The sequence below is a fragment of the Streptomyces sp. DH-12 genome (genome assembly GCF_002899455.1).
GTDB lineage: Bacteria > Actinomycetota > Actinomycetes > Streptomycetales > Streptomycetaceae > Streptomyces.
Genome location: NZ_PPFB01000001.1, coordinates 5,547,760 through 5,574,400, shown reverse-complemented (window position 1 = coordinate 5,574,400; position 26,641 = coordinate 5,547,760). Strand labels below are relative to the sequence as shown.

The window sequence follows — 26,641 nt, the reverse complement described above, 5'->3', positions numbered from 1 at the left end:
CAGCGACGAAACGAGGAACGCCCCATGGACCTGGCACGGCTCCCCCACGACGACCGCCCCTTCGCCCTGCTGCGCCGCCGCACCCCCGGCCACGACCACGACACGGTGGAACTGCTGATCGGCCCGGTGACGGCCCACGAACGCCTGGCCGACCTGCCCGACGAGGGTCTGGCGCTGGTGCCCTTCCGGCAGATCCGCGAGCGCGGCTTCGACGTCCGCGACGACGGCACCCCCCTGCTGGTGCTGACCCCCGAGGAGCGTCACGCGTTCCCGCTCGCCGAGGTCCTGGAGGCGCTGCCCGCGCATGACGTGCGGGTCGAGGGCGGCGGCTTCGACGTCGGCGACGAGGAGTACGCGCGGATCGTCGGGCGCGTGCTCGACGAGGAGATCGGCCGGGGCGAGGGCGCCAACTTCGTGATCCGCAGAACGTACGGGGGCACGGTCCCCGGGTTCGGGCGGGCCGACGCGCTCGCGCTGTTCCGGCGGTTGCTGGAGGGCGAGCGGGGCGCGTACTGGACGTTCGTCGTCCACACCGGTGAGGAGAAGGGGGCCGAAGGGCCTTCCCCGGAAGGGCGGGGGCGGGGGACGGGCGGGCGGACGCTGGTCGGGGCCAGCCCCGAGGTGCATGTGCGGGCGTCCGGCGGGACCGTCGTGATGAACCCGATCAGCGGCACCTACCGCTACCCGGCCGAGGGCCCCACCCCCGAGCACCTGCTCCGCTTCCTCGCCGACGGCAAGGAGATCGAGGAGCTGTCGATGGTCGTCGACGAGGAGCTCAAGATGATGTGCACGGTCGGCGACATGGGAGGCGTCGTGATCGGGCCCCGGCTGAAGGAGATGGCGCACCTCGCGCACACCGAGTACGAGCTGCGCGGCCGGTCCTCGCTGGACGTGCGCGACGTGCTGCGGGAGACCATGTTCGCGGCGACCGTCACCGGCTCGCCGGTGCAGAACGCCTGCCGGGTGATCGAACGGCACGAGGCCGGCGGACGCGGCTACTACGCGGGCGCGCTGGCCCTGCTCGGCCGCGACGAGGGCGGCGCCCAGACGCTGGACTCCCCCATCCTGATCCGCACCGCCGACATCGACGCCGACGGGCGGCTGCGGGTGCCGGTCGGCGCCACGCTGGTGCGCGGCTCGGACCCGGCCGGTGAGGTCGCGGAGACCCACGCCAAGGCCGCCGGGGTGCTGGCCGCGCTGGGGGTGCGCCCCGGGCGGCCGAGCGCGGAGGCGGTGCGGCCGAAGCTGGCGGACGACCCGCGGGTGCGGGCGGCGCTGGACGGGCGCCGGGCCTCGCTCGCGCCGTTCTGGCTGCGGATGCAGGAACGGTCGGACGTGCTGACCGGGCACGCGCTGGTGGTGGACGCGGAGGACACCTTCACCGCGATGCTCGCCCATGTGCTGCGGGCGGCCGGACTGGAGGTCACCGTGCGCCGCTACGACGAGCCCGGCCTGCGGGAGGCGGTGCCGGCGCACGAGGGCCCGCTGGTGCTGGGCCCCGGCCCCGGCGACCCCTCCGACACGGCCGACCCGAAGATGCGGTTCCTGCGCGAGCTGACCGCCGGGGCGATCGCCGGCAACCGGCACGGCGTGCTCGGCGTCTGCCTCGGCCACGAGCTGATCGCGGCCGAGCTGGGCCTGGACATCGTCCGCAAGGAGGTGCCGTCTCAAGGGGCGCAGACGGAGATCGACCTGTTCGGGCGGCGGGAGACGGTCGGCTTCTACAACAGCTTCGTGGCGCACTGCGACGAGGAGGCCGCGCGGGAGCTGGCCGCCCACGGCGTCGAGGTGAGCCGCTCAGCGGACGGCGAGGTGCACGCGCTGCGGGGGCCGGGCTTCGCGTCCGTGCAGTTCCATCCCGAGTCCGTGCTGACGCTGAACGGCCCGGCCGTCATCGCCGCGCTGATGCCCGAGCCGGTGCTCCGGCAGCCGTGACCGTTCCGTGCCGTGGGAGCCACGGGGCCACCGTCGCCAGGACGGCGCGCTCCCCGGCCGCGCGGGGACGACGCGTCAGCCGCGCGGCACCAGCACGTTCTCGGAGCGGCGGCCCGCGGTGTAGTCGAGGACGTTGTCGACCGTCGTCGCGACGATCTGCGTGACGGCGTCCACCGTGTAGTACGCCTGGTGGGACGTGACCAGGACGTTGGGGAAGGTGACGAGGCGGGCCAGGGTGTCGTCGTCGACGGCCTCCAGGGACTTGTCGAGGAAGAACAGGCCCGCCTCCGCCTCGTACACGTCCAGTCCGACGCCGGTGAAGCGGCCCGCGCGCAGTTCGTCGACGAGGGCGGCGGTGTCGACGAGGCCGCCCCGGCTGGAGTTCACCAGGATCGCGTCGTCCCGCATGGTCTTCAGCGCGGTCGCGTCGATGAGGTGCCGGGTCTCCGGCAGCAGCGGGACGTGCAGGCTGACCAGGTCGGACTCGGCGAGCAACCGCTCCTTGGGGACGTACGTCATGCCGAGTTCGCGGCAGGCGGGGTTCTCGGCGACGTCCCAGCCGAGCAGCCGCATGCCGAAGCCGTGCGCGATACGGGCGAACGCCTCGCCGATCTTCCCGGTGCCGAGCACACCGGCGGTGCGGCCGTGCAGGTCGCGGCCCATCAGCCCGTCCAGCCGGAAGTCGAAGTCACGGGTGCGGGTGGAGGCGCGGACGATCCGGCGGTTGACCGCCATGGCGAGGGTCCACGCGAACTCGGCGACGGAGTACGGCGAGTACGACGACACGCGGGCGACGGTGATGCCGAGGCGGTCGGCGACGTCCAGGTCGATGTTGTTGAAGCCGGTGGAGCGCTGGGCGACCATCCGGGTGCCGCCGGCGGCGAGACCGGACAGGACGTCGGCGCCGAGGTCGCAGTTGACGCTGGTGGAGATGACCTCGTGGCCGGCGGCGATGGGGGCGGTGTCCGTGTTGAGGAAGACGTCCAGGCCGCGGACGGCGTGGTGGTCCGCGAAGGCCCGCTCGATGAGGGGCTTCTCGTCGGCTTGTACGCCGAAGGCGAGCAGTTCCACGGGCCCCTCCCGGGGTGTGCGCCGGTTTCTTTCCGTGTGGGTGAGGATACGGGGCCGTGGGCGGGGACGCTCGGGCCTGATGGGCCGCGGTGCCGGTGCGGGACGTCGGAGCGGCTACTCGTCGTCGAGGCCGCGCTCGATGGCGTACCGGACGAGTTCCACCCGGTTGTGGAGCTGCAGCTTGCCGAGGGTGTTCTGGACGTGGTTCTGCACGGTGCGGTGCGAGATGACGAGGCGTTCGGCGATCTGCTTGTAGCTCAGGCCCTTGGCGACCAGGCGCAGCACCTCGGTCTCGCGCTCGGTGAGCCGGGGCGCCTTCCGCTCGCCGCCGCCGGCGGCGGGCGCGGCCGGTTCGGAGGCGAGGCGGCGGTACTCGCCGAGGACCAGTCCGGCGAGGCCGGGGGTGAACACCGGGTCGCCGGTGGCGGTGCGGCGCACGGCGTCCCGCAGTTCCTCGGTGGAGGCGGACTTGAGCAGGTAGCCGGTGGCGCCGGACTTCACGGCCTCCAGGACGTCGGCGTGCTCGCCGCTGGCGGAGAGCACCAGCACGCGGACGGAGGGGTGGGCGGCGACGACCTCCTTGCACACCTGCACGCCGGGCCTGCCGGGCAGGTTGAGGTCGAGGACGAGGACGTCGGGGACGGCGGCCCTGGCCCGGCGGACCGCCTGGTCGCCGTCGCCGGCGGTGGCGACGACCTCGAAGCCGGACTCGGAGAGGTCGCGGGCGACGGCGTCCCGCCACATCGGGTGGTCGTCGACCACCATCACCCTGATCGGCGTGCCGGTGGTGCCGGTCGTCCTGTTCATCGCTGTTCCGCCTTCCCCCGCGGGTCGTTGGTCTCCTGCCGGCGCCTGGGCACCCTGAGTTCGACCTCCGTGCCCTGTCCGGGCACCGAGATCACCTCGGCGCTGCCGCCGAGGTCGCGCAGCCGGCCCCGGATGGACAGGGCCACGCCGAGCCGGCCCTCCCCCTCGGCCTGGGCGAGCCGTCCTTCGGGGATGCCGGGGCCGTCGTCGCGGACGGTGACGATCACCTCGTCCGGTTCGTCCTCCACCAGGATCCAGGCGCGGGCCTGTTCCCCGGCGTGCCGGCGGACGTTGTCCAGGGCGGCGCCGACGGCGGCGGCCACCTCGCGCGCGGCGTCCGGGGCGAGCGTCACGGGCGCGCCGGGTTCGGCGAGGCCGACCCTCGACCCGGCGTGCGGGGCGAGCAGGGACCGCAGGTCCACCGGCCCGTCGTCCTCCGGCCCGTCGTCCTCCGGCCCGTCCTCCTCCACGGTCCGTACGACGGCGCCCCGGGCGGTGTCCTCGGAGGCCCGGGAGACGGGCACGAGGCCGCCGGAGACCAGGGTGCGCAGGGCCACCTCCTGCTCGCCGGCCAGCCGGCCCAGCTCGGCCGCCTCGCCGCCGATGACGGCGCCGCGCCGCTGCACCATCGCCAGCACCTGGAGCACGCTGTCGTGGATGTCCCGGGCCAGGCGCTCCCGTTCCCGGGTGGCGGCCTCGATCTCCAGGGCGCGGGCGAGGGTGCGCTCGGAGGCGCGGGCGACCTCGACGACGTAGCCGATGGCGATGGAGGCGACCCAGACGAGGACGACGTTGTGCACGGTGTCGCGGGCGGGGCTGCCGCGCTCGACCAGGTTGGCGACGGCGACCAGGGTGGAGGCGAGGGCGGCCCAGCGCCAGCCGCCCTTGACGGCGAAGGCGAGCACCGAGCCGGCGGTCCAGATGGACGGCAGGGTGGGGCCGCCGTCGTGGACGCGCTGGACGGCGTCGGTGACGGGGGTGAGGAGGATTCCGGTGAGCGCGAGGACGAGGTCGACGGCGAGGAAGGGCTTGGTGCAGGCGGCGGCGCTCGCGACCTTGGGGAGGGTGGCGAGGGTCCACACGCCGAGGACGGCGAAGTAGGCGACGGCGAGCCAGGGGCGGGTGAACCCGTCGTGGGCGGCGGCGAACAGGCCGACCGCGTAGATCATGGCCAGGACGCGGTAGCCGGCGAGCGCGCGCCACAGCGGCTGCTCGACCGACATGCGCATGACTCTGTCGCGCTGGGCCATGTCCCCCCACTCCCCCCGGTGCGTGCCGGGTCCGGCTACCGCTCGGACGGTCCCCCGGTCCCTCCCCGGTCCGCCTGCTCCATGGCCGCCCTGAGCTTCTCCGCCTGCTCCTTGTCGGCGCGGGCGAGGGCGGCCTTGGCGGCCTTCTCGGCTTCCTTCTCGGCCTTGGCCGCCTCGGCGAGCTGCCGCTTCATGGCGGTGGCGTACATGTCGACGTACTCCTGGCCGGACAGTCTCATGATCTCGTACATGACCTCGTCCGTCACCGCGCGGAGCACGAAGCGGTCGTGCTCCATGCCCTGGTAGCGGGTGAAGTCGAGGGGCTTGCCGATCCGGATGCCGGGGCGCATCAGCTTGGGCACGACCTGCCCCGGGGGCTGGATCTTCTCCGTGTCGATCATGGCGACCGGGATGACCGGCGCCCCGGTGGCCAGCGCCACGCGCGCCAGGCCGCCCGGCTTGCCGCGGTAGAGGCGGCCGTCGGGCGAGCGGGTGCCCTCGGGGTAGATCCCGAACAGCTCGCCGCGCTCCAGCACCTCTATGCCGCTCTTGATCGCGGCCTCGCCGGCGCCGCGCGCCCCGGAACGGTCCACGGGGAGCTGGCCGACGCCCTTGAAGAAGGCCGCCGTCATCCTGCCCTTGACGCCCGGGGTGGTGAAGTACTCCGCCTTCGCGATGAAGGTGACCTTGCGGTCCAGCACCGCGGGGAGGAAGAAGGAGTCCGAGAACGACAGGTGGTTGCTGGCCAGAATGGCGGGGCCCTCGGCGGGGACGTTCTCCAGGCCCTCCACCCAGGGCCTGAAGGCGAGCTTCAGCGGCCCTCCGATGGCGACCTTCATCGTGCCGTACAACAACCGAGTGCCTCCTGTGCGTGTTGGTCAGACCATATCCCGGAGCGCGGTCCGAGGCCCCGACGGCCCTGGTCGGTGTCAGTGCGGTCGCGTACGGTGAAGGTCCTGCAATCCCTGTGCCGGCCGCGCGCCGGCCGGGACGACGTGCCGGACCTTCCACGAGTCCCCAGGAACAGGAGGCCGAACGTGCCGCTCCTGACCGGAGCCGAGCCGCTGCGCCACGAGGGCGGGGAGACCGCAGTCCTCCTCTGCCACGGCTTCACCGGTTCGCCGCAGTCGCTGCGCCCGTGGGCGGAGCATCTCGCCGAGCGCGGGCTGACCGTGTCGCTGCCGCTGCTGCCCGGGCACGGCACCCGCTGGCAGGACCTGGGGGTGACCGGCTGGCAGGACTGGTACGCGGAGGTGGACCGCGAGCTGCGGCTGCTGCGGGACCGCTCCGCGCGGGTGTTCGTGGCCGGACTGTCGATGGGCGGCGCGCTGGCGCTGCGGCTGGCGGCGCGGCACGGCGACGCGGTGAGCGGCGTGATGGTCGTCAACCCGGCGAACAAGGTGCACGGTGTGACCGCGCACGCCCTTCCGGTGCTGCGTCATCTCGTCCCGGCGACCAAGGGCATCGCGAGCGACATCGCCAAGCCGGTGACCAGGGAGCTGGGGTACGACCGGGTGCCGCTGCACGCGGCGCACTCGCTGCGGACCTTCTTCCGGATCGTCGACCGTGAGCTGCCCCAGGTCACGCAGCCGCTGCTGCTGATGCGCAGCCCGCAGGACCATGTGGTGCCGCCCGCGGACTCGGCGCGCGTCCTCTCCCGGGTGTCGTCGGTGGACGTGACGGAGATCCTGCTGGAACGGAGCTACCACGTGGCGACGTTGGACCACGACGCGGAGCTGATCTTCCGGGAGAGCACCGCGTTCATCGGCCGGCTCGCGCCCGGCGCCGTCAGGGAGCCCGGTCCCGGCGAGGAAGGGACGACCACAGGTGGCTGACCACGACGCGGACCGTGAGGGCCGCGAGCCGGAGGACAAGGGCGTCCCCTTCGACGAGGCCGCCGCGTGGGAGGCGATCGTCGCCGGGTACGGCGAGGAGCCGCCGGACCCGCCGGGCGCCAAGCCGTTCAAGTCGGTGGAGGACCTGGCGCTGCTGGAGGCCGAGACCAACGACGAGGACGGCGCCGGGACCAAGGCGCCGCCGCGGAAGGCGGAGGAGGAGCCGCCGGCCAGGCCGCTGGGCGGCTCCGTGTCCTTCGCGCCGGGGGTCGGCCCACGCGACTACAGCGTGGCCGAGCCGGCGGAGGAGGACCTCGACGAGAGCGACGAGGGCCACTTCGTGCCGCCGGAGCCGCCGCCGCTGCCGGAGGGGGACGCGACCTCCAGGTTCGCCTGGCTGGGGGTGCTGGGCGCCCCGGTGCTGCTCCTGCTGGCGATCCTGCTGGGCTGGGAGATGTCCTGGTGGCTGACCACCCTGTGCATCGGCGGCTTCCTGGGCGGCGCGGTCACGCTGGTGATGCGGATGCGCCCGGACGACGAGGACGACGACGATCCGGGCCGGGGCGCGGTGGTCTGACCGCCGTCAGACAGCCGCGGGCACGGCGAGGGCGGCCAGTACGGGCAGGTGGTCGGTGGCCGCCCGCAGGTCCGCCTCCGTCACCCCGGGCTGGTCGTACGGCACGCCGCAGCCCAGCACCTCGACGCCCTTCGTGACGAACAGGGCGTCGATGCGCTTGGGCGGGTCGCTGCGCACCCAGGTGTGCTCGCCGCCCCAGGGCGCGGCGGTGCGGCAGTCCGTCAGGGCGCCGGCCAGCCGCCGGAAGGTGCGCCCGGCCGGCTCGTCGTTGAGGTCCCCGCCCGCGACGACGTGGTCCACGCCCATCCCGGCCACCCGGTCCAGCAGCATCCCGCCCTGCTCGTGGCGTTCGCCGGCGTGCAGGGAGAGGTGGCAGCTCAGCACGCCGAGCCGGGCCCCGCCGAACCGCACGACGGCGGTGGCGAAGCCGCGCCGGTGCTGCCCCGGGGTGAGCGGCAGCAGCACGTCCTCGGTCCGTTCGACGGTGGCGCGCAGGGAGCACAGCAGGGCGGGCCCGGCGGCGGTGGCCCCGCCGGAGAGGATCACCAGGCCGGAGTCGGAGGCGAGCCGGGCGAGCTTCTTGCGCCAGCGGAAGAAGCGGGGCGCCTCCTGGAGCAGCACCAGGTCGGGCGCGCAGGCGCCGATCACCCGGGCGAGGGCGGCGGTGTCGTCCTTCATCGAGCGGATGTTGTAGCTGAGCACCCGGACGACGGCCGAGCCGTCGGCGTCGGTCCGGGACCCGGGAAGCAGCGGAGTCGTCGCCATGCGGATCAAGATACGCCGCGCGGCCGTCCGGGAGACGGCGACGCCCGCCGTTCCCTCCGGGGGAGGGTCGGGCGGGCGCCGCCGGGTGCCGGTGTGCCGTCACATGATCGGGTCGGGCTCGCGGGCGAGGTCCGCCGCGCCGACCAGGCCCGCCTTGTTGCCGAGCTGGGCGCCGAGGACGTCGGCGACCGGACGCCAGTTGCCGCCGACCAGCCAGCGGCGGTACGACTTGCGGATCGGACCGAGGACCAGTTCGCCCTCGTCGGAGAGGCCGCCGCCGACGATGAAGGCGGAGGGGTCGAACAGGGAGGCCAGGTCGGCCAGGCCCGCGCCGACCCAGCGGGCCAGTTCGCGGTAGGAGTCGACGGCCACCCGGTCGCCCTGGCGGGCGGCCATGGAGACGTGCTTGCCCTCGATGCCCTCGGGGGTGCCGTCGCCGAGCGAGAGCAGGGTCTGGGCCTGATCCGGGGTGGCGTTGGCGCGCTGCTTGGCGTAGCGGACGAGGGCGCGGCCGGAGGCGTACTGCTCCCAGCAGCCCTGCGAGCCGCAGCCGCACAGCAGGCCGTCCGGCACCATGCGGATGTGGCCGAACTCGGCGGCCACGCCGAAGTGGCCGCGGCGCAGCTTGTTGCCGATGATCACGCCGCCGCCGAGGCCGGTGCCGAGCGTGATGCAGATGACGTTGCGGTGGCCCTTGCCCGCGCCGAACTTGTACTCGCCCCAGGCCGCCGCGTTGGCGTCGTTCTCCACGACGACCGGGAGGCCCACGCGGGCCTCGACCTTCTCCTTGAGCGGCTCGTTGCGCCAGTGGATGTTGGGGGCGAAGTAGACCTCGGAGCGCTGGCGGTTGACGTATCCGGCCGCGCCGATGCCCACGCCGACGATGTCGTGTCCGGCGCGTGCCCCTTCCACCGCGGAGGCGATGGCGTCCACGATCTCCTCGGGCGTGCCCGGGGTCGGCACCTTGTGGGTCGAGAGGATGGTGCCTTCCTCGTCGACCACGCCGGCCGCGATCTTGGTGCCGCCGATGTCGACGCCGATGGTGAGTCCCATGAATCCCTCAGTTCCGGTCGAGCCCCGCTACGCCAACGGTACCCGAGGGGACGGGCTCGCCGTCCTTGTGTCCGCAGGCCGGGCGGCCCCGCGCGGCCGGGAGGGTCCGGGGTGCGCTCAGTCCAGGTCGATGCGCTCGCCGGGGCCGGTGCCGGGGTCGTCCCCGCGGTCACGGCGCTCGCCGGGATCGCGGGGCGGGGTGTCGCGCGCCGTCCAGCGGCGCTCCTGGTCCTGCACCGCGGAGCGGTAGGCGGCGAGGAGTTCGCTGCCGGCGGCGGCGAGGTGGTCGAACACGTCGGGGTTGCGTTCGATGACGGGCTCGACGGCCGCCTTCGCCTGCTGCACGACCTGGCGGACGGCCTGCTGGGCGGCGGGTCCGGCGACCGCGCCGAGCAGCGGGGACGGCAGTTCGGAGAGCTTGTCGGCGACCGCGTCGACGAGCTTCCTCAGTTCCTCGGCGGCGGAGCCGGGCGGCGTGCCGTGGCGGGCGCGGCGGCGGGCCCGCTCCGCCTCGAGGTCCTCGGCGGCGGCGGTGGCCCAGGCGTCGGCGTGCACCTCGGAGGGCACTTCGGCGGGCGTCTCGGCGCGGTCCGTGCGGGCGTCGTCCGCCGGCGTGCCGGGGATGTCGTCACCGGCCTGCTTCCCGGCCTCGTTCCCGGTGTCGTCGGGCGGGGGGAGCTGTTCGCTCATGACGGACTCCTTGACTGCGGGTGGCCCCCTCGACGGTACCCGAACGGCCGCCGCTGCTTCACCGGGTGCGCGGCCAGAGCTCCGGATCGGGCCGGAACCTGACGCGCAGCTCGCCCTCGCGCAGGGCGGCGCCGTCGACGGTGCAGCGGCGCAGCGCGGAGGGCAGCGGCACGACGCGGCGGAACGGCCCGGCGGTGACGGTCAGTTCGTCGCCGCGGCGGACGAGGTCGAGGGCGTCGCGGCGGGCGCCGGGCAGGGGGAGTCGCCAGACCAGGACGCCGTCCTCCTGGATGCGGTCGTCGACCGGCCACTCGACGGGTCCGGTGGCCGCGGGGGCGGCGGGCACCGCGAGGGCGGCGAGGTCGTCGGCGCCGCGCGGGTCGCGGCCGAGGTGGGCGACGGGATGCACGGCGTGCTCCGCACGCCACTCGTCGAGGACCTTGCGCTGCTGGGCGACGGGCCCGGCCAGCCAGCCGGCGGCGGCGTCCTCCGGCAGGACGCGATTGGCGACGACCGCGTCCAGGCGCAGTCCGCGCAGGGCGACGCCGAGGACGGCGGTGCCCAGGGCGTCGGCGCCGGCGGGTCCCGGTTCGGCGACCAGGCGCACGGCGGTGCCGCGGTCCGCGAGGAGGGCCTCGACGGCGGCGAGCTGGAGGTCGAGGCGGGCGGCGGTCTCGTGGATCCACTCCGCGGGCATCGGGACGCCGGCGAGCCGCCCGAGCACCGGCCGCAGCGCGCGGGCCGCCTGCCGCTCGGGCGGCAGCAGCCGGCGCAGGACACGGCGGAGCTCCTCGGGCAGGGCGAGCAGGGAGACGGCCCGCGGGGTGGCCGGAAGATCGACGACGAGGAGGTCGTACGCCTCCTCGGAGGCGGCGGCGTCCCGCAGGGCGCGCAGCACGGCGAGTTCCTCGGCGCCGGGGAGCGGGCTGGTCTCCTCGGGCGCCAGGCGGGAGGCGCCGAGCAGGTCCAGCGCACCGCCGGCACGCTCCTGCAGCGCGGCGAGGTCCGCCCGGAACCCCGCGTCCGGATCGATCCGCCGCACGGTGAGCCCCGGCGCGTCCACGTCCCCGAGCACCGGCCCCAGGCTGTCCGCCGGGTCGGTCCCGAGCAACAGCGTGCGGACGCCTCCCCGGGCGGCGGCGTACGCGGTGGCGGCCGCGACAGTGGTGCGGCCACTGCCGCCGGGACCCGTGATCAGGAGGGTGCGCATGGAGGTGAACGCTACCGGCCGGCCGCACGCGTCCGGCACGCGCGCCTCGCGGCCGGGCGTCCGGTCCGGGGGCCGGGCCGCGCGCCCGGTACCACGGTGCGCTGGGGGCGTGCCCGGGAGGACGCGCGCCGGAGGCGGCTACTCGGCGCCGGACTCCACGCGCTTCTTCAGGCCCGCCAGCGCGCGGTCGATGATGACCTTCTCCGCCTTGCGCTTGATCATGCCGAGCATGGGGATCTTGACGTCGACGGTCAGCCGGTAGGTGACCTCCGTCGCGCCCGCGCCCGCCGGAGTGAGGACGTAGGAGCCGTCGAGGGAGCGGAGCATCTGGGACTTCACCAGCGTCCAGGAGACCTCGTGCGGGCCGCTCCAGGTGTACGCCAGGGTCTGGTCGTCCTTGATCGCGCCGGCGTCCATGACCAGGCGCACCTGCTCGGCGCGGCCCTCGGCGTCGGTCCTGAGGACCTCCGCCTCCTTCACCTCGCCCGTCCAGTCCGGGTAGCGGGCGAAGTCGGCGATCACCCCCATCACGTCGGCCGGTGCCGCCTCGATGGTGATGCTCGAGCTGGTGTGTTCCGCCATCGCCGTGGCTCCTCCAGATGCGGGCCGGTAGGTCGTCCTCGCCGTGCGTGGGCCGGACAGCGCACGCGCGTGCAGCGGAAGGCTATCGCGCGACGCGCCGGCCGAGCTCACCCGACCTGGGGCGTCCGCGCCCGGGACGGTCTCAGAACTCCAGTGCCCAGGGCCGTCCGGTGCTCGCGAAGTGTCCCACGTTGACGCACTCGGTGACGCCGATCCGCATCCGCCGCACCAGCGGCTGGTGGACGTGGCCGAACAGGGAGTAGCGGGGGCGGGTCCGGCGTATCGCGTCGAGCAGCGCCACGCTGCCGCGTTCGAAGCGGCGGGCGACGGTGTCGTAGACCAGTTCCGGCACCTCCGGCGGGATGTGCGTGCACAGCACGTCGACCTCGCCGACGGCCTCGATCTTCGCCGCGTACTCCTCGTCGTCGATCTCGTACGGCGTGCTCATGGGGGTGCGCAGGCCGCCGCCGACGAAGCCGAAGATCCAGCCGCCGATCTCCACCCGCTGCCCGTCCAGCACGGTGGTGCCGGGGCCCGCGTACTCCCGCCACAGGGGCGGCACGTCGACGTTGCCGTAGGTGGCGTACGTAGGGGTGGGGAAGGCGGCGAACAGCTCGGCGTACTGCTTGCGCACCGCCGTCTCGATCGCCGTGGCGCGGTCGACGCCGACGCCGGCCCACAGCCCCCGCTGGAACGCGCGCGCCTCCTCGAAGCGGCGGGCGGTGCGCAGCTCCACGATGCGGTGGGCGTTCTCCGTGCCGAACAGGTCGGGGAAGATACCGCGCGAGTGATCGGCGTAGTCGAGGAACAGCACCAGGTCACCGAGGCAGACCAAGGCGTCGGCGCCCTCCTTCGCCCGGGCGAGGTCGGTCGCGTTGCCGTGTACGTCGCTGACCACGTGGACGCGGGTGCGCCGGTCTCCGCCGGGTGTGGGTGCCATGGCGATCAAGCGTAATCCTGTGGGGCATACCTGAACAATGGCGGGCCTACCTGCGGTTACTGGCTCGTCGCTTCGGCCGTGGACTACTGTGCGCGATGAAACACCAACCTGTGTGACGCAGCGAACATCTGGCAGGGACCCCCTGTCGGGACAGGCATACCGGCGGGTAACGTCCGGGCAGTCCAGTCGTGCTCGAGATTTCAACCAGTGAATTCGCGAGCATCCGCCCGAGTCTTGGACCGCACCGTCGCATCGCACAACGTCGTGGCGCCGGCGCCCTAAGAGGAGCAGCAGTCTTGCGCGAGTTCAGCCTTCCGGCCCTGTACGAGGTCCCTGCGGACGGCAATCTGACCGACATCGTCCGCAGAAACGCCGCGCGGCATCCGGATGTCGCCGTCATGGCCCGCAAGGTCGGCGGAACGTGGCAGGACGTGACGGCCGCCGCCTTCCTCGCGGAGGTGCGGGCCGCCGCCAAGGGGCTGATCGCCGCGGGCGTGCAGCCCGGCGACCGGGTGGGCCTGATGTCCCGCACCCGTTACGAGTGGACACTGCTGGACTTCGCGATCTGGAGCGCCGGCGCGATCACCGTGCCGGTGTACGAGACCAGTTCGGCGGAGCAGGTGGCGTGGATCCTCGGCGACTCCGGCGCCACCGCCTGCCTCGTGGAGCTCGACGCCCACGCGGCCACCCTGGAGTCCGTGCGCGACCGGCTGCCCGCGCTGGAGAACGTGTGGCAGATCGAGGGCGGCGGCCTGGCGGAGCTGGGCCGCCTCGGCGCGGACGTCGGCGACGAGACGGTGGAGGAGCGCTGCTCGGTCGCCAAGGCCGACGACCCGGCGACCATCGTCTACACCTCCGGCACCACCGGCCGCCCCAAGGGCTGCGTGCTGACCCACCGCAGCTTCTTCGCCGAGTGCGGCAACATCGTGGAGCGGCTGCGCCCGCTGTTCCGCACCGGTGAGTGCTCCGTTCTGCTGTTCCTCCCGCTCGCCCACGTCTTCGGGCGGATGGTGCAGATCGCGCCGATGATGGCGCCGATCAAGGTGGGCTGCGTGCCCGACATCAAGAACCTCACCGACGAGCTGGCCGCGTTCCGGCCGACGCTGATCCTCGGTGTGCCGCGGGTCTTCGAGAAGGTCTACAACTCGGCGCGCGCCAAGGCGCAGGGCGAGGGCAAGGGCAAGATCTTCGACAAGGCGGCGGACACCGCGATCGCCTACAGCCAGGCGCTGGACACCCCGTCGGGCCCGTCGCTCGGCCTGAGGATCAAGCACAAGGTCTTCGACAAGCTGGTCTACAGCAAGCTCCGCGCGGTGCTGGGCGGACGCGGCGAGCACGCCATCTCCGGCGGCGCCCCGCTCGGCGAGCGCCTGGGCCACTTCTTCCGCGGCATCGGCTTCAGCGTGCTGGAAGGCTACGGCCTGACCGAGTCCTGCGCGGCCACCGCCTTCAACCCGTGGGACCGGCAGAAGATCGGCACGGTCGGCCAGCCGCTGCCCGGCTCGGTCGTGCGCATAGCGGACGACGGCGAGGTGCTGCTGCACGGCGAGCACCTGTTCAAGGGGTACTGGAACAACCCGGCCGCGACCGCCGAGGTGCTGGCCGACGGCTGGTTCCACACCGGGGACATCGGCACCCTGGACGAGGACGGCTACCTGCGGATCACCGGCCGGAAGAAGGAGATCCTGGTGACGGCCGGCGGCAAGAACGTCGCCCCGGCGGTCATCGAGGACCGCATCCGGGCGCACGCGCTGGTCGCGGAGTGCATGGTGGTCGGCGACGGGCGGCCGTTCGTGGGCGCGCTCATCACCATCGACGAGGAGTTCCTGGGCCGCTGGTGCGCGGAGCACGGCAAGCCGGCGGGGTCGACGGCGGCGTCGCTGTGCGAGGACCCGGATCTGCTGGCGGCGGTCCAGGAGGCGGTGAACGACGGGAACGCGGCGGTGTCGAAGGCGGAGTCGGTGCGGAAGTTCCGGATCCTTCCGGCCCAGTTCACGGAGGAGTCGGGGCACCTGACGCCTTCGCTGAAGCTGAAGCGGAATGTCGTGGCCAAGGACTACGCGCACGAGATCGAGGCGATCTACGCGAAGTAGGGCGCCTGAGCGGGGGGTTGGCCGGCCGGCGTGGGCGGGTGCCGGTGAGTGGGGGCTGGTCGCGCAGTTTCCCGCGCCCCTGAGGGGCGGTTTCCGTCCGTGGCGCAAGTGCCGCGCCGTAGGGGCTGAGCGCGCCGTTCCCCGGGCCCCTTCGAAGGGAAGAGGCCGCCCTCGGCGAGGGCGGCCTTTCGGTCACAGCAGGGTTCTCAGCTGGTCGGCCAGGAGGTCCCAGCGCCATTTCTCCTCGACCCATTCCCGGCCCCGCCGGCCCATTGCGCGGCGGAGTTCGGGGTCGGCCAGGAGCGTCGTGACGCGGTCGGCCGTCCGGGACGGGGAGTCGCCGGGGACCACCCAGCCGGTCTCGCCGTCGAGGACGGCGTCCGGCGCGCCGCCGGAGTCGCCGGCGACGACGGGGAGGCCGGTCGCGGACGCCTCCAGGTAGACGATGCCGAGGCCCTCCACGTCCAGGCCGCCGCGCCGGGTCCGGCAGGGCATCGCGAAGACGTCGCCGGCGCCGTAGTGGGCGGGCAGCTCGGACCAGGGGACGGGGCCGGTGAAGCGGACGGAGGCGGCGACGCCGGTGTCGGCCGCGAGGCGGCGCAGGTCCTTCTCGTAGGGGCCGCCGCCGACGATCAGCAGCACGGTGCCGGGTTCGGCGGCGAGGATCGCGGGCATCGCCCGGATCAGCGTGTCCTGGCCCTTGCGCGGCACGAGCCGCGAGACGCACACGACCACCGGGCGGTCGGTCAGCCCGAGCCGGGCGCGCACCTCGTCGCCGCCCGAGCCGGGGTGGAAGGTCTTCTCGTCGACCCCGGGCGGCAGTTGCACCATGCGGGCGGCGGCCTCGGGGGTGAGGGCGCGGGCGATCCGGGACCGGGTGTACTCGCCGAGATAGGTGATCGTGTCCGTGGACTCCCCGATGCGGCGCAGCAGTTGCCGTGCGACGGGCAGCTGGGCCCAGCCGGCCTCGTGGCCGTGCGTGGTGGCCACGATCCGCTCCGCGCCCGCGCGGCGCAGCGCCGGCGCCATCAGGCCGAGCGGCGCCGCCGCCCCGAACCACACCGAGGTGCAGCCGTGTTCGCGCAGCAGCCCCACGGCCCGCCGGGTGGCGGCCGGTGTGGGCAGCAGCATCGTCGTACGGTCGCGCACGACGGTGAAGGGCTGCTCGGCGTCGAAGGCGGCGGTGGCCTCGACGCCCTCCCGGGTGCGCTTCCAGGTGGAGGCGTAGACGACGACGCGCTCCGGGTCCAGCCGCAGGGCCATGTTGTGCAGGAAGGCCTGGATGCCGCCGGGACGGGGCGGGAAGTCGTTGGTGACGATCAGGGTCTTGTGCATCGCCGCCGACCCTACCGAACGGTTGCCGCGCGCCCCGTCACGGCGCTGCTCGGTGGCATGCACACCGGCTTCCGGGACATCATGGCCCCTCATGACCGCACACCCGACGGGCAGGGATCACGTGGAACCGACGGCCGCACGAGGCCCCCTGGTACGGCTGCTGGGGATCTGGGGCGTCACGCGCGCGGCGTTGCTGCTGTGCGTGCTGAAGGTGGTGGTCTTCCCGGGTCCGGACGTCACCAGCGACGTGTCGGTGATCTACCGGGGCTGGTACGACGTCCTGGTCACCGGAACGTTTCCGCTGGACGACGTGACCTGGCAGTACCCGCCCGCGGCGGCCCTGGCGGTCCTCTCCCCCGCCGTGCTGCCGTTCCTGGAGTACGCCACCGCCTTCTTCGTGCTGGCGCTGGCGGCCGACGCGGTGACGCTGGCGCTGCTGCTGCGCGGGGCGCGCGGCACGGGCCGGTCCCGCCGCGGGGCGTGGCTGTGGGTGGCGGGCGTGCCGCTGCTCGGGCCGACGGTGTACGCCCGGTACGACGTGATGGTGACCGCGGTGGCGGTGGCCGCGCTGCTGGCGGCCGGCCGGCACCCCCGGCTGGCGGGCGCGCTCGCGGCGTTCGGGGCGCTGCTGAAGGTGTGGCCGGCGCTGTTGCTGCTCGCGGTGCGCCGGCGTGACGCGTGGGTGTCGGCGGCGGTGACCGGCGTGGTGGTGGCCGGGCTGTTCGCGGCGCTGATGCCGGGCGCGTTCGCGTTCCTGGGCTTCCAGCGGGACCGGGGCACGGAGGTCGAGTCGCTGGGGTCGCTGGTGTTCCACGTGGCCCGGCACCACGGCTGGGACGGCGAGGTGCTGCTGAACTACGGCTCGGTGGAGTTCCTCGGCCCGTACGTGAGCTGGGTGAGCACGGGGGCGCTGTTCCTGACCGGGGCCGCGCTGGCGTGGCTGGTGCTGTGGCGGCTGCTGGCGTCCCGGTTCGCGGCGCACACCGCGGCGGACGCGGCGTTCACGGCGGTGCTGCTGTTCACGGTCACCAGCCGGGTGATCAGCCCGCAGTACATGGTGTGGCTGGTGGGCACGGCGGCCGTGTGCCTGTGCTTCCGGGACAGCCGGATGGGACGTCCTGCGGTGCTGGTCCTGGTCGCCTGTCCGGTGACGACGCTGGAGTTCCCGCTGTGGTTCGCGCACGTGGTGGCGAGCGACTGGCTGGGGATCACGCTGCTGGTGGTGCGCAACGGGCTGCTGGTGGCGGCGTCGGTGCTGGCGGCGCGGGCCCTGTGGCGCGCGTCGGTGCCGGGGCGCCGGGAGGCCCCCGCGGTGTCCGGGCCGTCGTGGGCCGAGCGGACCACGGTGTCGTCCTGACCCGGTGCGTCACCGCAGCACGGCCCCCACGTAATCACGCCACCGAAGGGTGAACTCCCCCGGCGTCGTGCCGAGGACCCGGCGCATCGCGTCCTCGACGGCGCCTTCGCGGTCCCCGTGGGCGCCCACGGCGCGGTAGAAGGCGCCGAGGCGGTCCTCGCCCCAGTGGTCGGCGATCATCCGGCAGGCCAGCCAGCTCCCCTCGTAGGCGCGGGCCAGGCCGTCCGCGTCGCCGGTGAAGCCGAAGTCCTCGTCCTCGGGCAGCGCGTCCGGCACCTCGCCGCGGCCGACGGCGTGCGCGAGCTCCGGCGCGGCCTCGGCGGGGGTGCCGTCCGCGCCGCGGTGGCCGACCCAGTCCGCGTATCCCTCGGACAGCCACAGCGGGGTGGCGGCGGAGGTGTGCGCGCGGGTGGCGACGTGGGCGGTCTCGTGGGTGAGGACGACCTGCCGTCCGGAGTCGCCGAGCAGCACGAAGGCGTCCGGGTTGACGATCACCCGGTCCGCGGGCGCCCGCGGGCCGCCGCCGGTCGCCCCGGTGGTGACGGCCGCGATGCCCCGGTAGGAGGACGGGGGCGAGCCGAGCAGGCCCGCCATGCCCTCCAGGGTCTCCGGGACCAGGACGACGACGCTGCGCGCCCACGCGGGACCCCAGGCATCGGAGACGGCGGGCACCGCGCGGTCGGCCAGTTCCGCGTAGTCGCGCAGGGTCGCGTCGGACTGCCCGACGCCCAGCACCAGGCTCCGCTCGCCGCGCACGGCCCGCGCCCGGCCCTGGTCCCAGAGTTGCTGGCCGGACTTCTCGGCGGGGCGGTCGGACTCCACCGTCCAGCGGCTGTCCCGGTCCCGGCTGAGGCTCAGGGTGCGGGCGGTGACCACCGGGGAACGGTCGTGGCCGTCGATGCGGTAGCTGAGGTCGGCGGCGGCGGTGGCCCGGTCGCCGGTGCGGTCCAGGGCGGTGACGCGGTAGGACCAGTCCGCGAGCGGCACCGCGCGCAGGTTGTCGAAGCCGTCGCGGGTGCCGGTGCGGGCGTAGGCGGCGGCGTCCCGGTCGAGGACCGCCTCCGCACGCCGGTCGAGCAGGGACTGCACCTCCGCGCGGGCGGCGTCCGCGGCGGGACCGCCGCCGCATCCCACGAGGGCGGCCAGCAGCAGGCACCACGCCGCCACCGCCGCCTGCGACACCCGCGTTCGACCGGCCACCTCTCCGAGGGTACGGGCGCGGGCCCGCCGGAGTCAGACCCTGGTGACCGACGAGACCGGCATCATGCCGACCGGGTCGTAGCGCACGGGGGCGCCGGGGTACGGCGCGTGGATCACCTGGCCGTTGCCCGTGTACATCCCCACGTGGGAGGCGTCGGAGCGGTAGAGGACCAGGTCGCCGGGGCGGGCCTCGGACAGCGGGACCTGCCGGCCGGCGTACCGCTGGGCCTGCGAGGTGCGCGGCAGCGCGACCCCGGCCTGCGCGTACGCCCACTGGGTGAGCCCGGAGCAGTCGAAGGCGGAGGGGCCGCTCGCGCCCCAGACGTAGGGCTTGCCGAGGGCGGAGCGGGCGGCGGCGAGGGCGGCGGCCGCGCGCCCGGAGGCGGGGGCGCCGCCGGGGCCGGGCAGGTCGGTGCGGCCGGAGCGGGAGGCGCGGTCCCAGGCGGCCCGTTCGCCGGCCGGGAGGGAGTCGAGCAGCCGGCGGGCCTCGGCGAGCTTGCCCTCCACGGTCCGCTTGTGGGTGGCGGCCGCCTTGCGGCTGCGTTCCAGGGCGCCGAGCCGCTTCGCCGCCTCGGCGCGGTCCTGGGACAGCGAGCGCAGGGTGCCGCGGAGCCTCTTCAGCTGGGCGGCCTGGCGGGCGCCGATCCGGTCGAGGACGGAGGCCTTCTCGAGGTAGTCCTCGGGGTCGTCGGAGAGCAGCAGGGCGAGGGCGGGGTCCAGTCCGCCGGAGCGGTACTGGGAGCCGGCGAGCGAACCCAGCGCCTCCCGCATGGTGTTGACGCGCTGCTGTTTGCGGGCGATGCCGTCCTGGGCGTCGGCGATCTCCCGGCGCAGGGCGTCGGCGCGCTCGTCGGCCGCGTTGTAGGCCTCGGTGGCCTTCTCCGCCTCGCGGTAGAGGCGGTCGACCTCGGCCCGGGTGTCCTCCTGGGGCGCGGCCGTGGCCGGTACCGCGCCGAGGGCGGTGGCGGCCGCGGAGAGCAGGCCCAGGGCGAGGGCGGCACTCCGCTCGGCCCCTGAGGACGGTGCGGTACGACGATGGGACCCCACGGGAAGCCGCGCTCCTTCCGCTGGCGGACAGGGAAACGCGGCAGACAGTAGCCTCCGGAGCGGCCGGCGGAGCCACGGCCAGGGCGGCACACACGGTGACGCCCCGCCGTTGACCTGGGTCGAGGCGGGGCGTGGAGGCGGAACGGAACCGCCGGAATCCCCCGAACGGGGGCACCCGGGGCGGTGTACGTCAGACGCGGACGCCGAACATGAAGGGGCCGCCGATGGTGTTCATCGACTCGTAGCGCACGACGGTGCCCGAGCGCGGGGCGTGGAGGACCTGGCCGTTGCCGGCGTAGAGGCCCACGTGGTGCAGGTCGTTGAAGAAGAACACCAGGTCGCCGACCTTGAGCTGGTCCACCGAGTAGATCTTGGTGCCGGCGCCGGTCTGGGCCTCGGAGGTGCGCGGGATGCCGACGCCGGCCTGGGCGTACGCCCAGGAGGTCAGGCCCGAGCAGTCGAAGGAGGACGGGCCGGTGGCGCCGTAGACGTAGGGCGTGCCGAGCTTGCTCTGGGCGGCGGCGAAGGCGGCGGCGGCGCGGCCGGAGCCGGCCGGGACGTTGACCGAGAGGGCGTCGCGCTCGCTGGCGCGGGTGGCGCGGTTCTCCTCGTCGGCGAGCTGCGCCTTCTCCTCGGCGGTGAGGCTGTTGAGCAGCTTCTGCGCGGCGGCGAGCTTGCCCTGGACCTCCTTCTTCTTCTTGCCCAGTTCGGTCCGGGTGGAGGAGAGGTCCTTCAGCTTCTCGGCGGCCTCGGAGCGCTGCTGGGCCAGCTCGCGCTGCTTCTCCTGGATCTCCTTCAGCGCCTCGACCTGCTGGGCGCTCAAGTGGTCCAGGGTGGACGCCTTGTCGAGGTAGTCGTCCGGGTCGGCGGAGAGGAAGAGCTGGACCGAGGGGTCGATGCCGCCGCTGCGGTACTGGGCGCTGGCCATCGAGCCGAGGCCGTCGCGCAGGTCGTTGAGCTCCTGCTGGCCCTTGGCGACGTTGTCCTGGATCGTGGAGATCTCCTTCTGGAGCTTCTCCTGCTTCTCCTTGGCCCCGTTGTACTTCTCGGTGGCCTGCTCCGCCTGCTGGTAGAGCTTGTCGACCTTGGCCTTGACCTCGTCCTTGCTCGGCTTCTCGCCGGGGGCCGCGTTGGCGGCCTGCGAGCTCATGACGACGGCAGCGGCGGCGGCGGTGGTGAGCACGGTCACGCGTGCGCGGCTCGGCTGCTTGGGACGACGGTGGGACGCCACGGAGACGAGCTCCTTCTCGAGAGTGATCGCGCGAGCGAGGGTTCGAGGGCTGACCCTAGTGATTCTCCTGTGATCAGTTCAAATCCCTGGGCACGAAATCTCCGCTACAGCGCGTTTATCCCATGACAACTCACCTGCAGTGACGCCTTCTTGACGCTACGTTGCGTGACGGTTCCGTCAATTAGGGCATTGCCCCTGTACGTTGCACGAGGGACAGATGTACATCAGATACTAGGAAAGCCTTTTGAGGAGCACGGCTGACGCGACGGGGCGCGCGCCGGCGCGTGCGACCCCGTCGGCGACCTCGCGGTCGGTGGAGGCGACGATGACCGGCCGCCCCGGCGGCTCGGCGCGCACGAGCTGGCGGATGAGCTCGTCGGCGGTGACGCCCGGCTTGGAGAACAGCACCCGCACCCCGCGCGGCGGCGCCAGCAGCACCGGCGCGGCCAGTTCGGCGCCGTCGAAGACACAGGTGACCTCGGCGCCGGTCTGGGCGGCGAGCTGGGCGAGCTGGCCGAGCAGCCGCAGCCGCTGCTTCTCCAGCGGCATCTGCGGATAGCCGGTCTTGGTGACGTTGTAGCCGTCGACGACCAGATGCGCCTGCGGGAGGGCGAGGAGCTGGTCGAGGACGGCCGGGTCGTCCTCGGACAGCGCGCGGGCGGCGATGTCCTTGGGGGTCATCCGGCCCGGCTCCACGGCGTCCACGGTCTCCGCGGGCCGTACCGACACGGGCGGCAGCGCCAGCTCGCGCCGCAGCCCCTGGGCGGCGTCCAGCACGGTGTCGAGCAGCAGCCGTACGCGCATGTCCTCGACGCTGCGGCCCTCGCGGGCGGCGCGGCGGGCGGCCTCCAGGGCGGCCTCGGTCTCCCCCAGCCGGGCCTTGAGGCGCCGGGTCTCGCTCTCGGCGGCCGACACCTGGGCCTGCCCGTCGGCGCGCACCGCCTCCATCTCGCCGCGCAGTTTGCGCAGGGCGGCCTCGCCGCGCTTGACGTCGGCGAGGGCGGACCGCAGCTTGCGGTGCAGGGAGTCGCTCTCCCTCTTCGCCGCGTCCAGCTCGGCGCGCAGCCGCTCGGTCTCGGAGCGGGTGTGCTCGCGGGCGCGGTCGAGTTCGGCGCGCAGCCGCTCCAGCTCCGCGCGGGTCTCCTCGCCGGCGCGTTCGGCGTCGGCGCGCTGGACCTCCTCGCCTGCGGCGGCGACCAGCTTGACCCAGCCCGGCGGGCGGAGCACATAGACCGCGGCCGCCACGTCGAGCGGGTCCGCGGCCGGGGGCGGGGAGCCGGAGTCGAGGGCGCCGGCCAGTTCCGGCTGGGCCTCTCTGAGCTTCTCCCCGATCCGCTGCCGGAACAGCGGATCGGTCTCCAGCGCCGCCGCCATGGCGTTCCCGGCGAACTTGGCGCGGCGGCTCGGGGTGAACCGGGCGTACTGCCGCAGTTGCGCGGGCAGCTCGGCGACGGTGAGTCCGCCGAAGCCGTCCGCGACGATCTGGACGACCCTGCGGCGCACCCCGTCGGGCAGCGGACGGTCGAGCACCTCGGCGGCGCCGTCCTGCGGCCCCCCGCCCGTGGTCTCCACCATCCGTCACACCCCAATGCCTGTGTGCGGCCCCGTCCGCGGGGCCGCCGTCAGCGGGGCCCTCCCCCGCTCTCGGCTTCGCTCGAGCGGGAGGGACCCCCTTGTCTCAGGAGCCGGCGCCCGGCCTGTCCACGAGTTCCACCTGGTCCACGGCGTTGCACCAGCGGCACCGCACCGACTCGATCGTCTCGTCGAGCACCTCGCGCTCCTCGACCTCGGGCTCGCCGGCCAGATCGAGGTGCACGTACTCGACGACCTTCGACGAGCGGGTGACGTCGAAGCGGGTGAGGTTGCCGCAGAGGGTGCAGCGCCACCGCGTCGAGGCGGTCGGCAGGGGAACCGTCATCGTGGCTGTCCGCCTTTCTCCAGTGTCCGTGACGCGCCGGGCGGCCGGTGCGTGTGGCTCGTAACCCTACGGCCTGCCGGGCTTCCGCCGCCCGCCCGTCCACGGCGGCGAGGCGATCCGCACGGTTACGTCCGGCTACGTCATGCTCTGTACTCATGATCCGCACCTGGACCGCGGCGGCCGCCGGGGCGTTCCGGACCACGCCCGCCCCGGTCACCCGCACCCTCATCGTGCTGTGCTGCCTGGTCTTCCTGATCGGGCCGGCCTCGGGGCTGCACCCGGCCCACGGCTCCGGGGAGGAGCTGCTGGCCGCGCAGCGGGCCTACGTCCGCCGCTGGGGCGTCATCCCCGCAGACCTGTTCGACGGGTCCCCCGCGGCCGTCCTCACCCCCGCCACGGCGCTGTTCGTGCACGGCAGCTGGGTGCACCTGCTGGGCAACATGCTGTTCCTCCACGTGTTCGGGCCGATGACCGAGGCACGGATGGGCCGGGTGCGGTTCGCCCTGTGCTACGTCGGCTGCGGCTACCTCGCGCTGCTGGGGTACGCGGCCGCCCACGCCGGCTCCGAGCGGTCCCTGGTCGGGGCCTCGGGGGCGATCTCGGCGCTCCTCGGTGCGTTCCTCGTCCTGTTCCCCCGGGGGCGGGTCACCAGTCTCCTGCCGTTCGCCTTCTTCCTGCCGGTGCGGCTGCCCGCGTGGGTGGTGCTGCCGTTCTGGGCGGCGCTGCAGTGGGCGGCGGCCGGGCGGGCGGCGGAGGGCGGGCCGGGGGTGGCGTATCTGGCGCACCTGGTGGGCTTCGGGCTGGGGATCGGCTGCGCATGGGTGTGGCGCGGCGGGGCGACTACAGTGAAGTCCGCCCCTGCTCCGGCCCCCGAGGGAGAGAACCAGCCGTGATCACCGCGATCGTCCTCATCAAGACCAGCGTGGACCGGATCCCCGAGATCGCGGAACAGATCGCCGCGCTGGACAGTGTCAGCGAGGTCTTCTCCGTCACCGGCACCTACGACCTGATCGCCATGGTGCGGGTCCGGGAGCACGAGGACCTGGCGGAGGTCATCCCCGGCCGGATCAGCAAGATCCCGGGCGTCGAGGGCACCGACACGCATGTGGCGTTCCGCACGTACTCCCAGCACGATCTCGAGGCCGCCTTCGCCATCGGGCTCGACAGCTGACGTCCTTTCCGTGCCCCGCCCCGGACCTCTCCCCTCAGGCGCCGGAGGGGCCGGTGCTCGCGCAAGATGAAAGGTCCCTCATCGGAGCCTCATCCTGGACCGCGGGTGTCCGGCCCAGGATGAGGGCATGGTCTTCACTCGCCGGATGGCGGCCCTCGCCGCCGTCGTACTGATTCCCCTGGGCGTCGCCGCGACCAGCTTCGCGCTCTCCGACAGCCCCGAACCGCCGAAGGTGCCCCCGCGGGTCGAGCTGGACAGCGGGTCGCCCGCGCCGACGCCGTCGGACACCCGGCCCGCCCCCACGCCCAGCGACGAGGTCGTGTCCCGGCCTCCGGTGACCGACGGACCGACGGACGACGACGATGACGACGACCAGGACCGAGGCCCCTCGGACGACGGACCCGACCGGGACGACGGACCCGACCGGGACGACGGACCCGGCGGGGACGACGGCTGACCGGGGCCGCCGGCGGCTCTCCGCCCGGGTCCGCATCCTGCTGTGGCTGCTGTTCGTGATGGCGGTGGCCCTCACCTCGGTCGCCGCCACCACCCGTTCCTTCCTGCTGCGGGACGTCGACCATCGCAGCAACGGGCTGCTCGCCCAGGAGACCGGCGAGTTCGCGGCGTTCGAGGAGCGGGGCCTGGACCCGGAGACGGGCCGGCCGTTCACCGAACCGGACCGGCTGCTCAGGGTGTTCCTGGAACGGCAGTACGCCGACCCCGACGAGGAGCTGATCGGCCTGGTGGCCCGGCCCGGCGGCGACCCGGCGCAGATCATCCAGCCGCGCGACCTGCCCGTCGCGCTGCCGCTGCACCGCGACGCCGACGCCCGGCGCCGCATCTTCGACTCCCCCGACCCGTCCGGGGTGCTGCACCGGCCCGAGGGCGAGATCCGCTGGGCGAAGGTGCCCGTGGCCCGGCACGGCGGCCACTCCGAGGTGGCGTTCGTCGTCGCCTACCACCCCGAGCGGGAACTGGCCCGCGTGGACCAGGTGTTCCGGGTGCTGCTCGCCATCTCGGGAGTGGCGCTGCTGCTCACCACCGGCATCGGCTGGGCGGTCGCCGGGCGCATCCTGCAGCCCGTACGGCTGGTGCGCACCGCCGCCGCACAGCTCACCGAGCAGGACCTCACCCGCCGCATCCCGGTGCGCGGCCACGACGACATCGCCGCCCTCGCCAAGACCTTCAACGCCATGCTGGACCGGCTGGAGCGGGCCTTCGCCGTCCAGCGCCAGTTCGTCGACGACGCCGGGCACGAGCTGCGCACCCCGATCACCATCGTGCGCGGCCATCTGGAGCTGATGGGCGACGACCCGGCGGAACGCGAGGAGACCGTCCGCCTGGTCACGGACGAACTGGACCGGATGAGCCGCATCGTGGAGGACCTGCTGCTGCTCGCCAAGGCCGAACGGCCCGACTTCGTCAGCCCCGAGCCGGTGCAGCTCGCCGAACTCACCGCCGACGTCTTCGTGAAGGCCCGCACCCTCGGCGACCGCGACTGGCAGCTCACCGACACCGCCGACCGGGAGGCCGAGCTGGACCCGCAGCGCATCACGCAGGCGATGGTGCAGCTCGCGCAGAACGCGGTGCAGCACACCACGCCCGGGCAGACCATCCGCATCGGCTCCCGCGCGGAGGGCTCCCGCGTCGAGCTGTACGTCGCCGACTCCGGACCCGGCGTGCGCCCGCAGGACCGGGAGCTGATCTTCGAACGCTTCCGGCGCGGCACGTCCCGGCGCGGGGCGCGCGGCTCCGGCGCCGGTCTCGGCCTGTCCATCGTCAAGGCCATCGCCGAGGGCCACGGCGGGCGGGTCCGGCTGCACGACACCGAGGGCGGCGGCGCCACCTTCGTACTCACCCTGGAAGAGGCCCGCGGATGAACCGGATCCTGATCGTCGAGGACGAGGAGCGCATCGCCTCCTTCATCGAGAAGGGGCTGCGCGCCAACGGCTTCACCACCACCGTCGCCGGCGACGGCGAGGCCGGCCACGCGTACGCCCTGACCGGCGGCTTCGACCTGGTGGTCCTGGACATCGGGCTGCCGGGCCGGGACGGCTTCACGGTGCTGCGCGAACTGCGCGAGGCCCGGGTGACGACCCCGGTGATCGTGCTGACCGCCCGGGACTCGGTACGGGACACCGTGGCGGGTCTGGAGGGCGGCGCGGACGACTGGATGACCAAGCCGTTCCGCTTCGAGGAGCTGCTCGCCCGGATCCGGCTGCGGCTGCGCACCGCGGCCCGGGCGCCGGAGGTGACCGTGCTGCGGTCCGGCGCGCTCAGCCTCGACCTGCGCACCCGGCGGGCCCGCGCGCACGACCGGACCGTCGACCTGACGGCCCGTGAGTTCGTGCTGCTGGAGCTGTTCCTGAGGCATCCCGGCCAAGTGCTGTCCCGCGAGCAGATCCTCTCCCACGTGTGGGGCTACGACTTCGACCCGGGCTCCAACATCGTGGACGTCTACGTGCGGGCGCTGCGCAAGAAGCTGGGCGCGGACCAGCTCGAGACGGTCCGCGGGATGGGCTACCGTCTGCCGGCCTGACGCACCGGCGTCCCGGTGAAGGTTCCTTCATCGAG

General features: G+C 73.9%; 26 protein-coding genes. 10 read left to right on the top strand and 16 right to left on the bottom strand.

Annotated features, from left to right (window positions below):
- Positions 1–24 precede the first annotated feature (24 nt).
- Positions 25–1,935 (top strand): anthranilate synthase family protein, encoded by a 1,911-nt coding sequence (locus tag C1708_RS23995; RefSeq protein ID WP_106414606.1) that lies wholly within the window; start codon positions 25–27, stop codon positions 1,933–1,935.
- Positions 1,936–2,010: 75 nt separating this feature from the next.
- Here C1708_RS23995 and C1708_RS23990 read toward each other — a convergent pair whose 3' ends face one another.
- The 4 genes from C1708_RS23990 to C1708_RS23975 form a co-directional block, all read right to left on the bottom strand.
- On the bottom strand, positions 2,011–3,006 hold the full coding sequence (locus C1708_RS23990; RefSeq protein ID WP_106414605.1) for a 2-hydroxyacid dehydrogenase: 996 nt from the start codon (positions 3,004–3,006) through the stop codon (positions 2,011–2,013).
- Between the two features lie 114 nt (positions 3,007–3,120).
- Positions 3,121–3,813 carry a response regulator gene (locus tag C1708_RS23985; protein ID WP_106414604.1) on the bottom strand — a complete coding sequence of 231 codons (693 nt, stop codon included), beginning with the start codon at positions 3,811–3,813 and terminating at the stop codon, positions 3,121–3,123.
- Entirely contained in the window at positions 3,810–5,063 is a 1,254-nt protein-coding gene (gene macS, locus C1708_RS23980; RefSeq protein WP_106414603.1) for a MacS family sensor histidine kinase, read from the bottom strand. The genes C1708_RS23985 and macS overlap by 4 nt, the downstream gene beginning before the upstream one ends.
- Positions 5,064–5,098: 35 nt before the next feature.
- Positions 5,099–5,902 (bottom strand): lysophospholipid acyltransferase family protein, encoded by an 804-nt coding sequence (locus C1708_RS23975; RefSeq protein ID WP_106416466.1) that lies wholly within the window; start codon positions 5,900–5,902, stop codon positions 5,099–5,101.
- A gap of 198 nt (positions 5,903–6,100) precedes the next feature.
- On the opposite strand from C1708_RS23975, the gene C1708_RS23970 reads away from it, so the two are divergent.
- The gene (locus tag C1708_RS23970; protein WP_106414602.1) at positions 6,101–6,898 is read left to right on the top strand and encodes an alpha/beta hydrolase; all 798 of its coding nucleotides are present in this window, start codon (positions 6,101–6,103) and stop codon (positions 6,896–6,898) included.
- Complete coding sequence (locus C1708_RS23965) at positions 6,891–7,475, top strand: hypothetical protein (RefSeq protein ID WP_106414601.1); 585 nt, start codon at positions 6,891–6,893, stop codon at positions 7,473–7,475. Before C1708_RS23970 ends, C1708_RS23965 begins: the two co-directional genes overlap by 8 nt.
- A 6-nt stretch (positions 7,476–7,481) precedes the next feature.
- Here C1708_RS23965 and C1708_RS23960 read toward each other — a convergent pair whose 3' ends face one another.
- The 6 genes from C1708_RS23960 to C1708_RS23935 form a co-directional block, all read right to left on the bottom strand.
- On the bottom strand, positions 7,482–8,240 hold the full coding sequence (locus C1708_RS23960) for an endonuclease/exonuclease/phosphatase family protein (RefSeq protein WP_106414600.1): 759 nt from the start codon (positions 8,238–8,240) through the stop codon (positions 7,482–7,484).
- A 99-nt stretch (positions 8,241–8,339) separates the two neighbouring features.
- A complete protein-coding gene (locus C1708_RS23955) occupies positions 8,340–9,293 on the bottom strand; it encodes an ROK family glucokinase (protein ID WP_106414599.1) in 954 nt (317 codons plus the stop codon).
- A gap of 117 nt (positions 9,294–9,410) precedes the next feature.
- A complete protein-coding gene (locus tag C1708_RS23950; protein WP_106414598.1) occupies positions 9,411–9,983 on the bottom strand; it encodes a DUF5304 domain-containing protein in 573 nt (190 codons plus the stop codon).
- A 58-nt stretch (positions 9,984–10,041) separates the two neighbouring features.
- Positions 10,042–11,193: an ArsA family ATPase gene (locus C1708_RS23945; protein ID WP_106416465.1), complete on the bottom strand. Its 1,152-nt coding sequence runs from the start codon at positions 11,191–11,193 to the stop codon at positions 10,042–10,044.
- 138 nt (positions 11,194–11,331) lie between these two features.
- Positions 11,332–11,775, bottom strand: coding sequence for an SRPBCC family protein (locus C1708_RS23940; protein WP_106414597.1), 444 nt, complete (start codon positions 11,773–11,775; stop codon positions 11,332–11,334).
- Between the two features lie 142 nt (positions 11,776–11,917).
- The gene (locus C1708_RS23935; protein ID WP_106414596.1) at positions 11,918–12,715 is read right to left on the bottom strand and encodes a metallophosphoesterase family protein; all 798 of its coding nucleotides are present in this window, start codon (positions 12,713–12,715) and stop codon (positions 11,918–11,920) included.
- A 296-nt stretch (positions 12,716–13,011) separates the two neighbouring features.
- On the opposite strand from C1708_RS23935, the gene C1708_RS23930 reads away from it, so the two are divergent.
- Positions 13,012–14,808: an AMP-dependent synthetase/ligase gene (locus C1708_RS23930; RefSeq protein WP_106414595.1), complete on the top strand. Its 1,797-nt coding sequence runs from the start codon at positions 13,012–13,014 to the stop codon at positions 14,806–14,808.
- Between the two features lie 192 nt (positions 14,809–15,000).
- On the opposite strand, the gene C1708_RS23925 is transcribed toward C1708_RS23930, so the two are convergent.
- On the bottom strand, positions 15,001–16,143 hold the full coding sequence (locus tag C1708_RS23925; protein WP_106416464.1) for a glycosyltransferase family 4 protein: 1,143 nt from the start codon (positions 16,141–16,143) through the stop codon (positions 15,001–15,003).
- Positions 16,144–16,264: 121 nt separating this feature from the next.
- Here C1708_RS23925 and C1708_RS23920 point away from each other — a divergent pair, with 121 nt between their 5' ends.
- A complete protein-coding gene (locus C1708_RS23920) occupies positions 16,265–17,500 on the top strand; it encodes a glycosyltransferase 87 family protein (protein WP_106414594.1) in 1,236 nt (411 codons plus the stop codon).
- Positions 17,501–17,509: 9 nt separating this feature from the next.
- Here the strand turns inward: C1708_RS23920 and C1708_RS34070 are convergent, their stop codons facing one another.
- The 5 genes from C1708_RS34070 to C1708_RS23895 all read right to left on the bottom strand — a co-directional run bounded on the left by C1708_RS34070 (position 17,510) and on the right by C1708_RS23895 (position 22,896).
- Positions 17,510–18,700 (bottom strand): hypothetical protein, encoded by a 1,191-nt coding sequence (locus tag C1708_RS34070; protein ID WP_157951292.1) that lies wholly within the window; start codon positions 18,698–18,700, stop codon positions 17,510–17,512.
- Between the two features lie 33 nt (positions 18,701–18,733).
- Positions 18,734–19,747 carry a C40 family peptidase gene (locus C1708_RS23910; RefSeq protein WP_106414593.1) on the bottom strand — a complete coding sequence of 338 codons (1,014 nt, stop codon included), beginning with the start codon at positions 19,745–19,747 and terminating at the stop codon, positions 18,734–18,736.
- Between the two features lie 190 nt (positions 19,748–19,937).
- Entirely contained in the window at positions 19,938–20,978 is a 1,041-nt protein-coding gene (locus C1708_RS23905) for a C40 family peptidase (protein WP_106414592.1), read from the bottom strand.
- Positions 20,979–21,209: 231 nt separating this feature from the next.
- The gene (locus C1708_RS23900; protein ID WP_106414591.1) at positions 21,210–22,553 is read right to left on the bottom strand and encodes an NYN domain-containing protein; all 1,344 of its coding nucleotides are present in this window, start codon (positions 22,551–22,553) and stop codon (positions 21,210–21,212) included.
- A 103-nt stretch (positions 22,554–22,656) separates the two neighbouring features.
- Entirely contained in the window at positions 22,657–22,896 is a 240-nt protein-coding gene (locus tag C1708_RS23895) for a hypothetical protein (protein WP_106414590.1), read from the bottom strand.
- A gap of 155 nt (positions 22,897–23,051) precedes the next feature.
- On the opposite strand from C1708_RS23895, the gene C1708_RS23890 reads away from it, so the two are divergent.
- The 5 genes from C1708_RS23890 to C1708_RS23870 all read left to right on the top strand — a co-directional run bounded on the left by C1708_RS23890 (position 23,052) and on the right by C1708_RS23870 (position 26,606).
- Complete coding sequence (locus C1708_RS23890; protein WP_106414589.1) at positions 23,052–23,789, top strand: rhomboid family intramembrane serine protease; 738 nt, start codon at positions 23,052–23,054, stop codon at positions 23,787–23,789.
- Positions 23,786–24,067, top strand: a complete 282-nt coding sequence (locus tag C1708_RS23885; RefSeq protein ID WP_006136621.1) for an Lrp/AsnC family transcriptional regulator — start codon at positions 23,786–23,788, stop codon at positions 24,065–24,067. The genes C1708_RS23890 and C1708_RS23885 overlap by 4 nt, the downstream gene beginning before the upstream one ends.
- Positions 24,068–24,194: 127 nt before the next feature.
- Positions 24,195–24,524, top strand: coding sequence for a small secreted hydrophilic protein (locus C1708_RS23880; protein WP_106414588.1), 330 nt, complete (start codon positions 24,195–24,197; stop codon positions 24,522–24,524).
- Positions 24,430–25,947 carry a sensor histidine kinase gene (locus C1708_RS23875; protein ID WP_241911322.1) on the top strand — a complete coding sequence of 506 codons (1,518 nt, stop codon included), beginning with the start codon at positions 24,430–24,432 and terminating at the stop codon, positions 25,945–25,947. Before C1708_RS23880 ends, C1708_RS23875 begins: the two co-directional genes overlap by 95 nt.
- Positions 25,944–26,606, top strand: coding sequence for a response regulator transcription factor (locus C1708_RS23870; protein ID WP_106414587.1), 663 nt, complete (start codon positions 25,944–25,946; stop codon positions 26,604–26,606). The genes C1708_RS23875 and C1708_RS23870 overlap by 4 nt, the downstream gene beginning before the upstream one ends.
- The last annotated feature ends 35 nt before the right edge of the window (positions 26,607–26,641 follow it).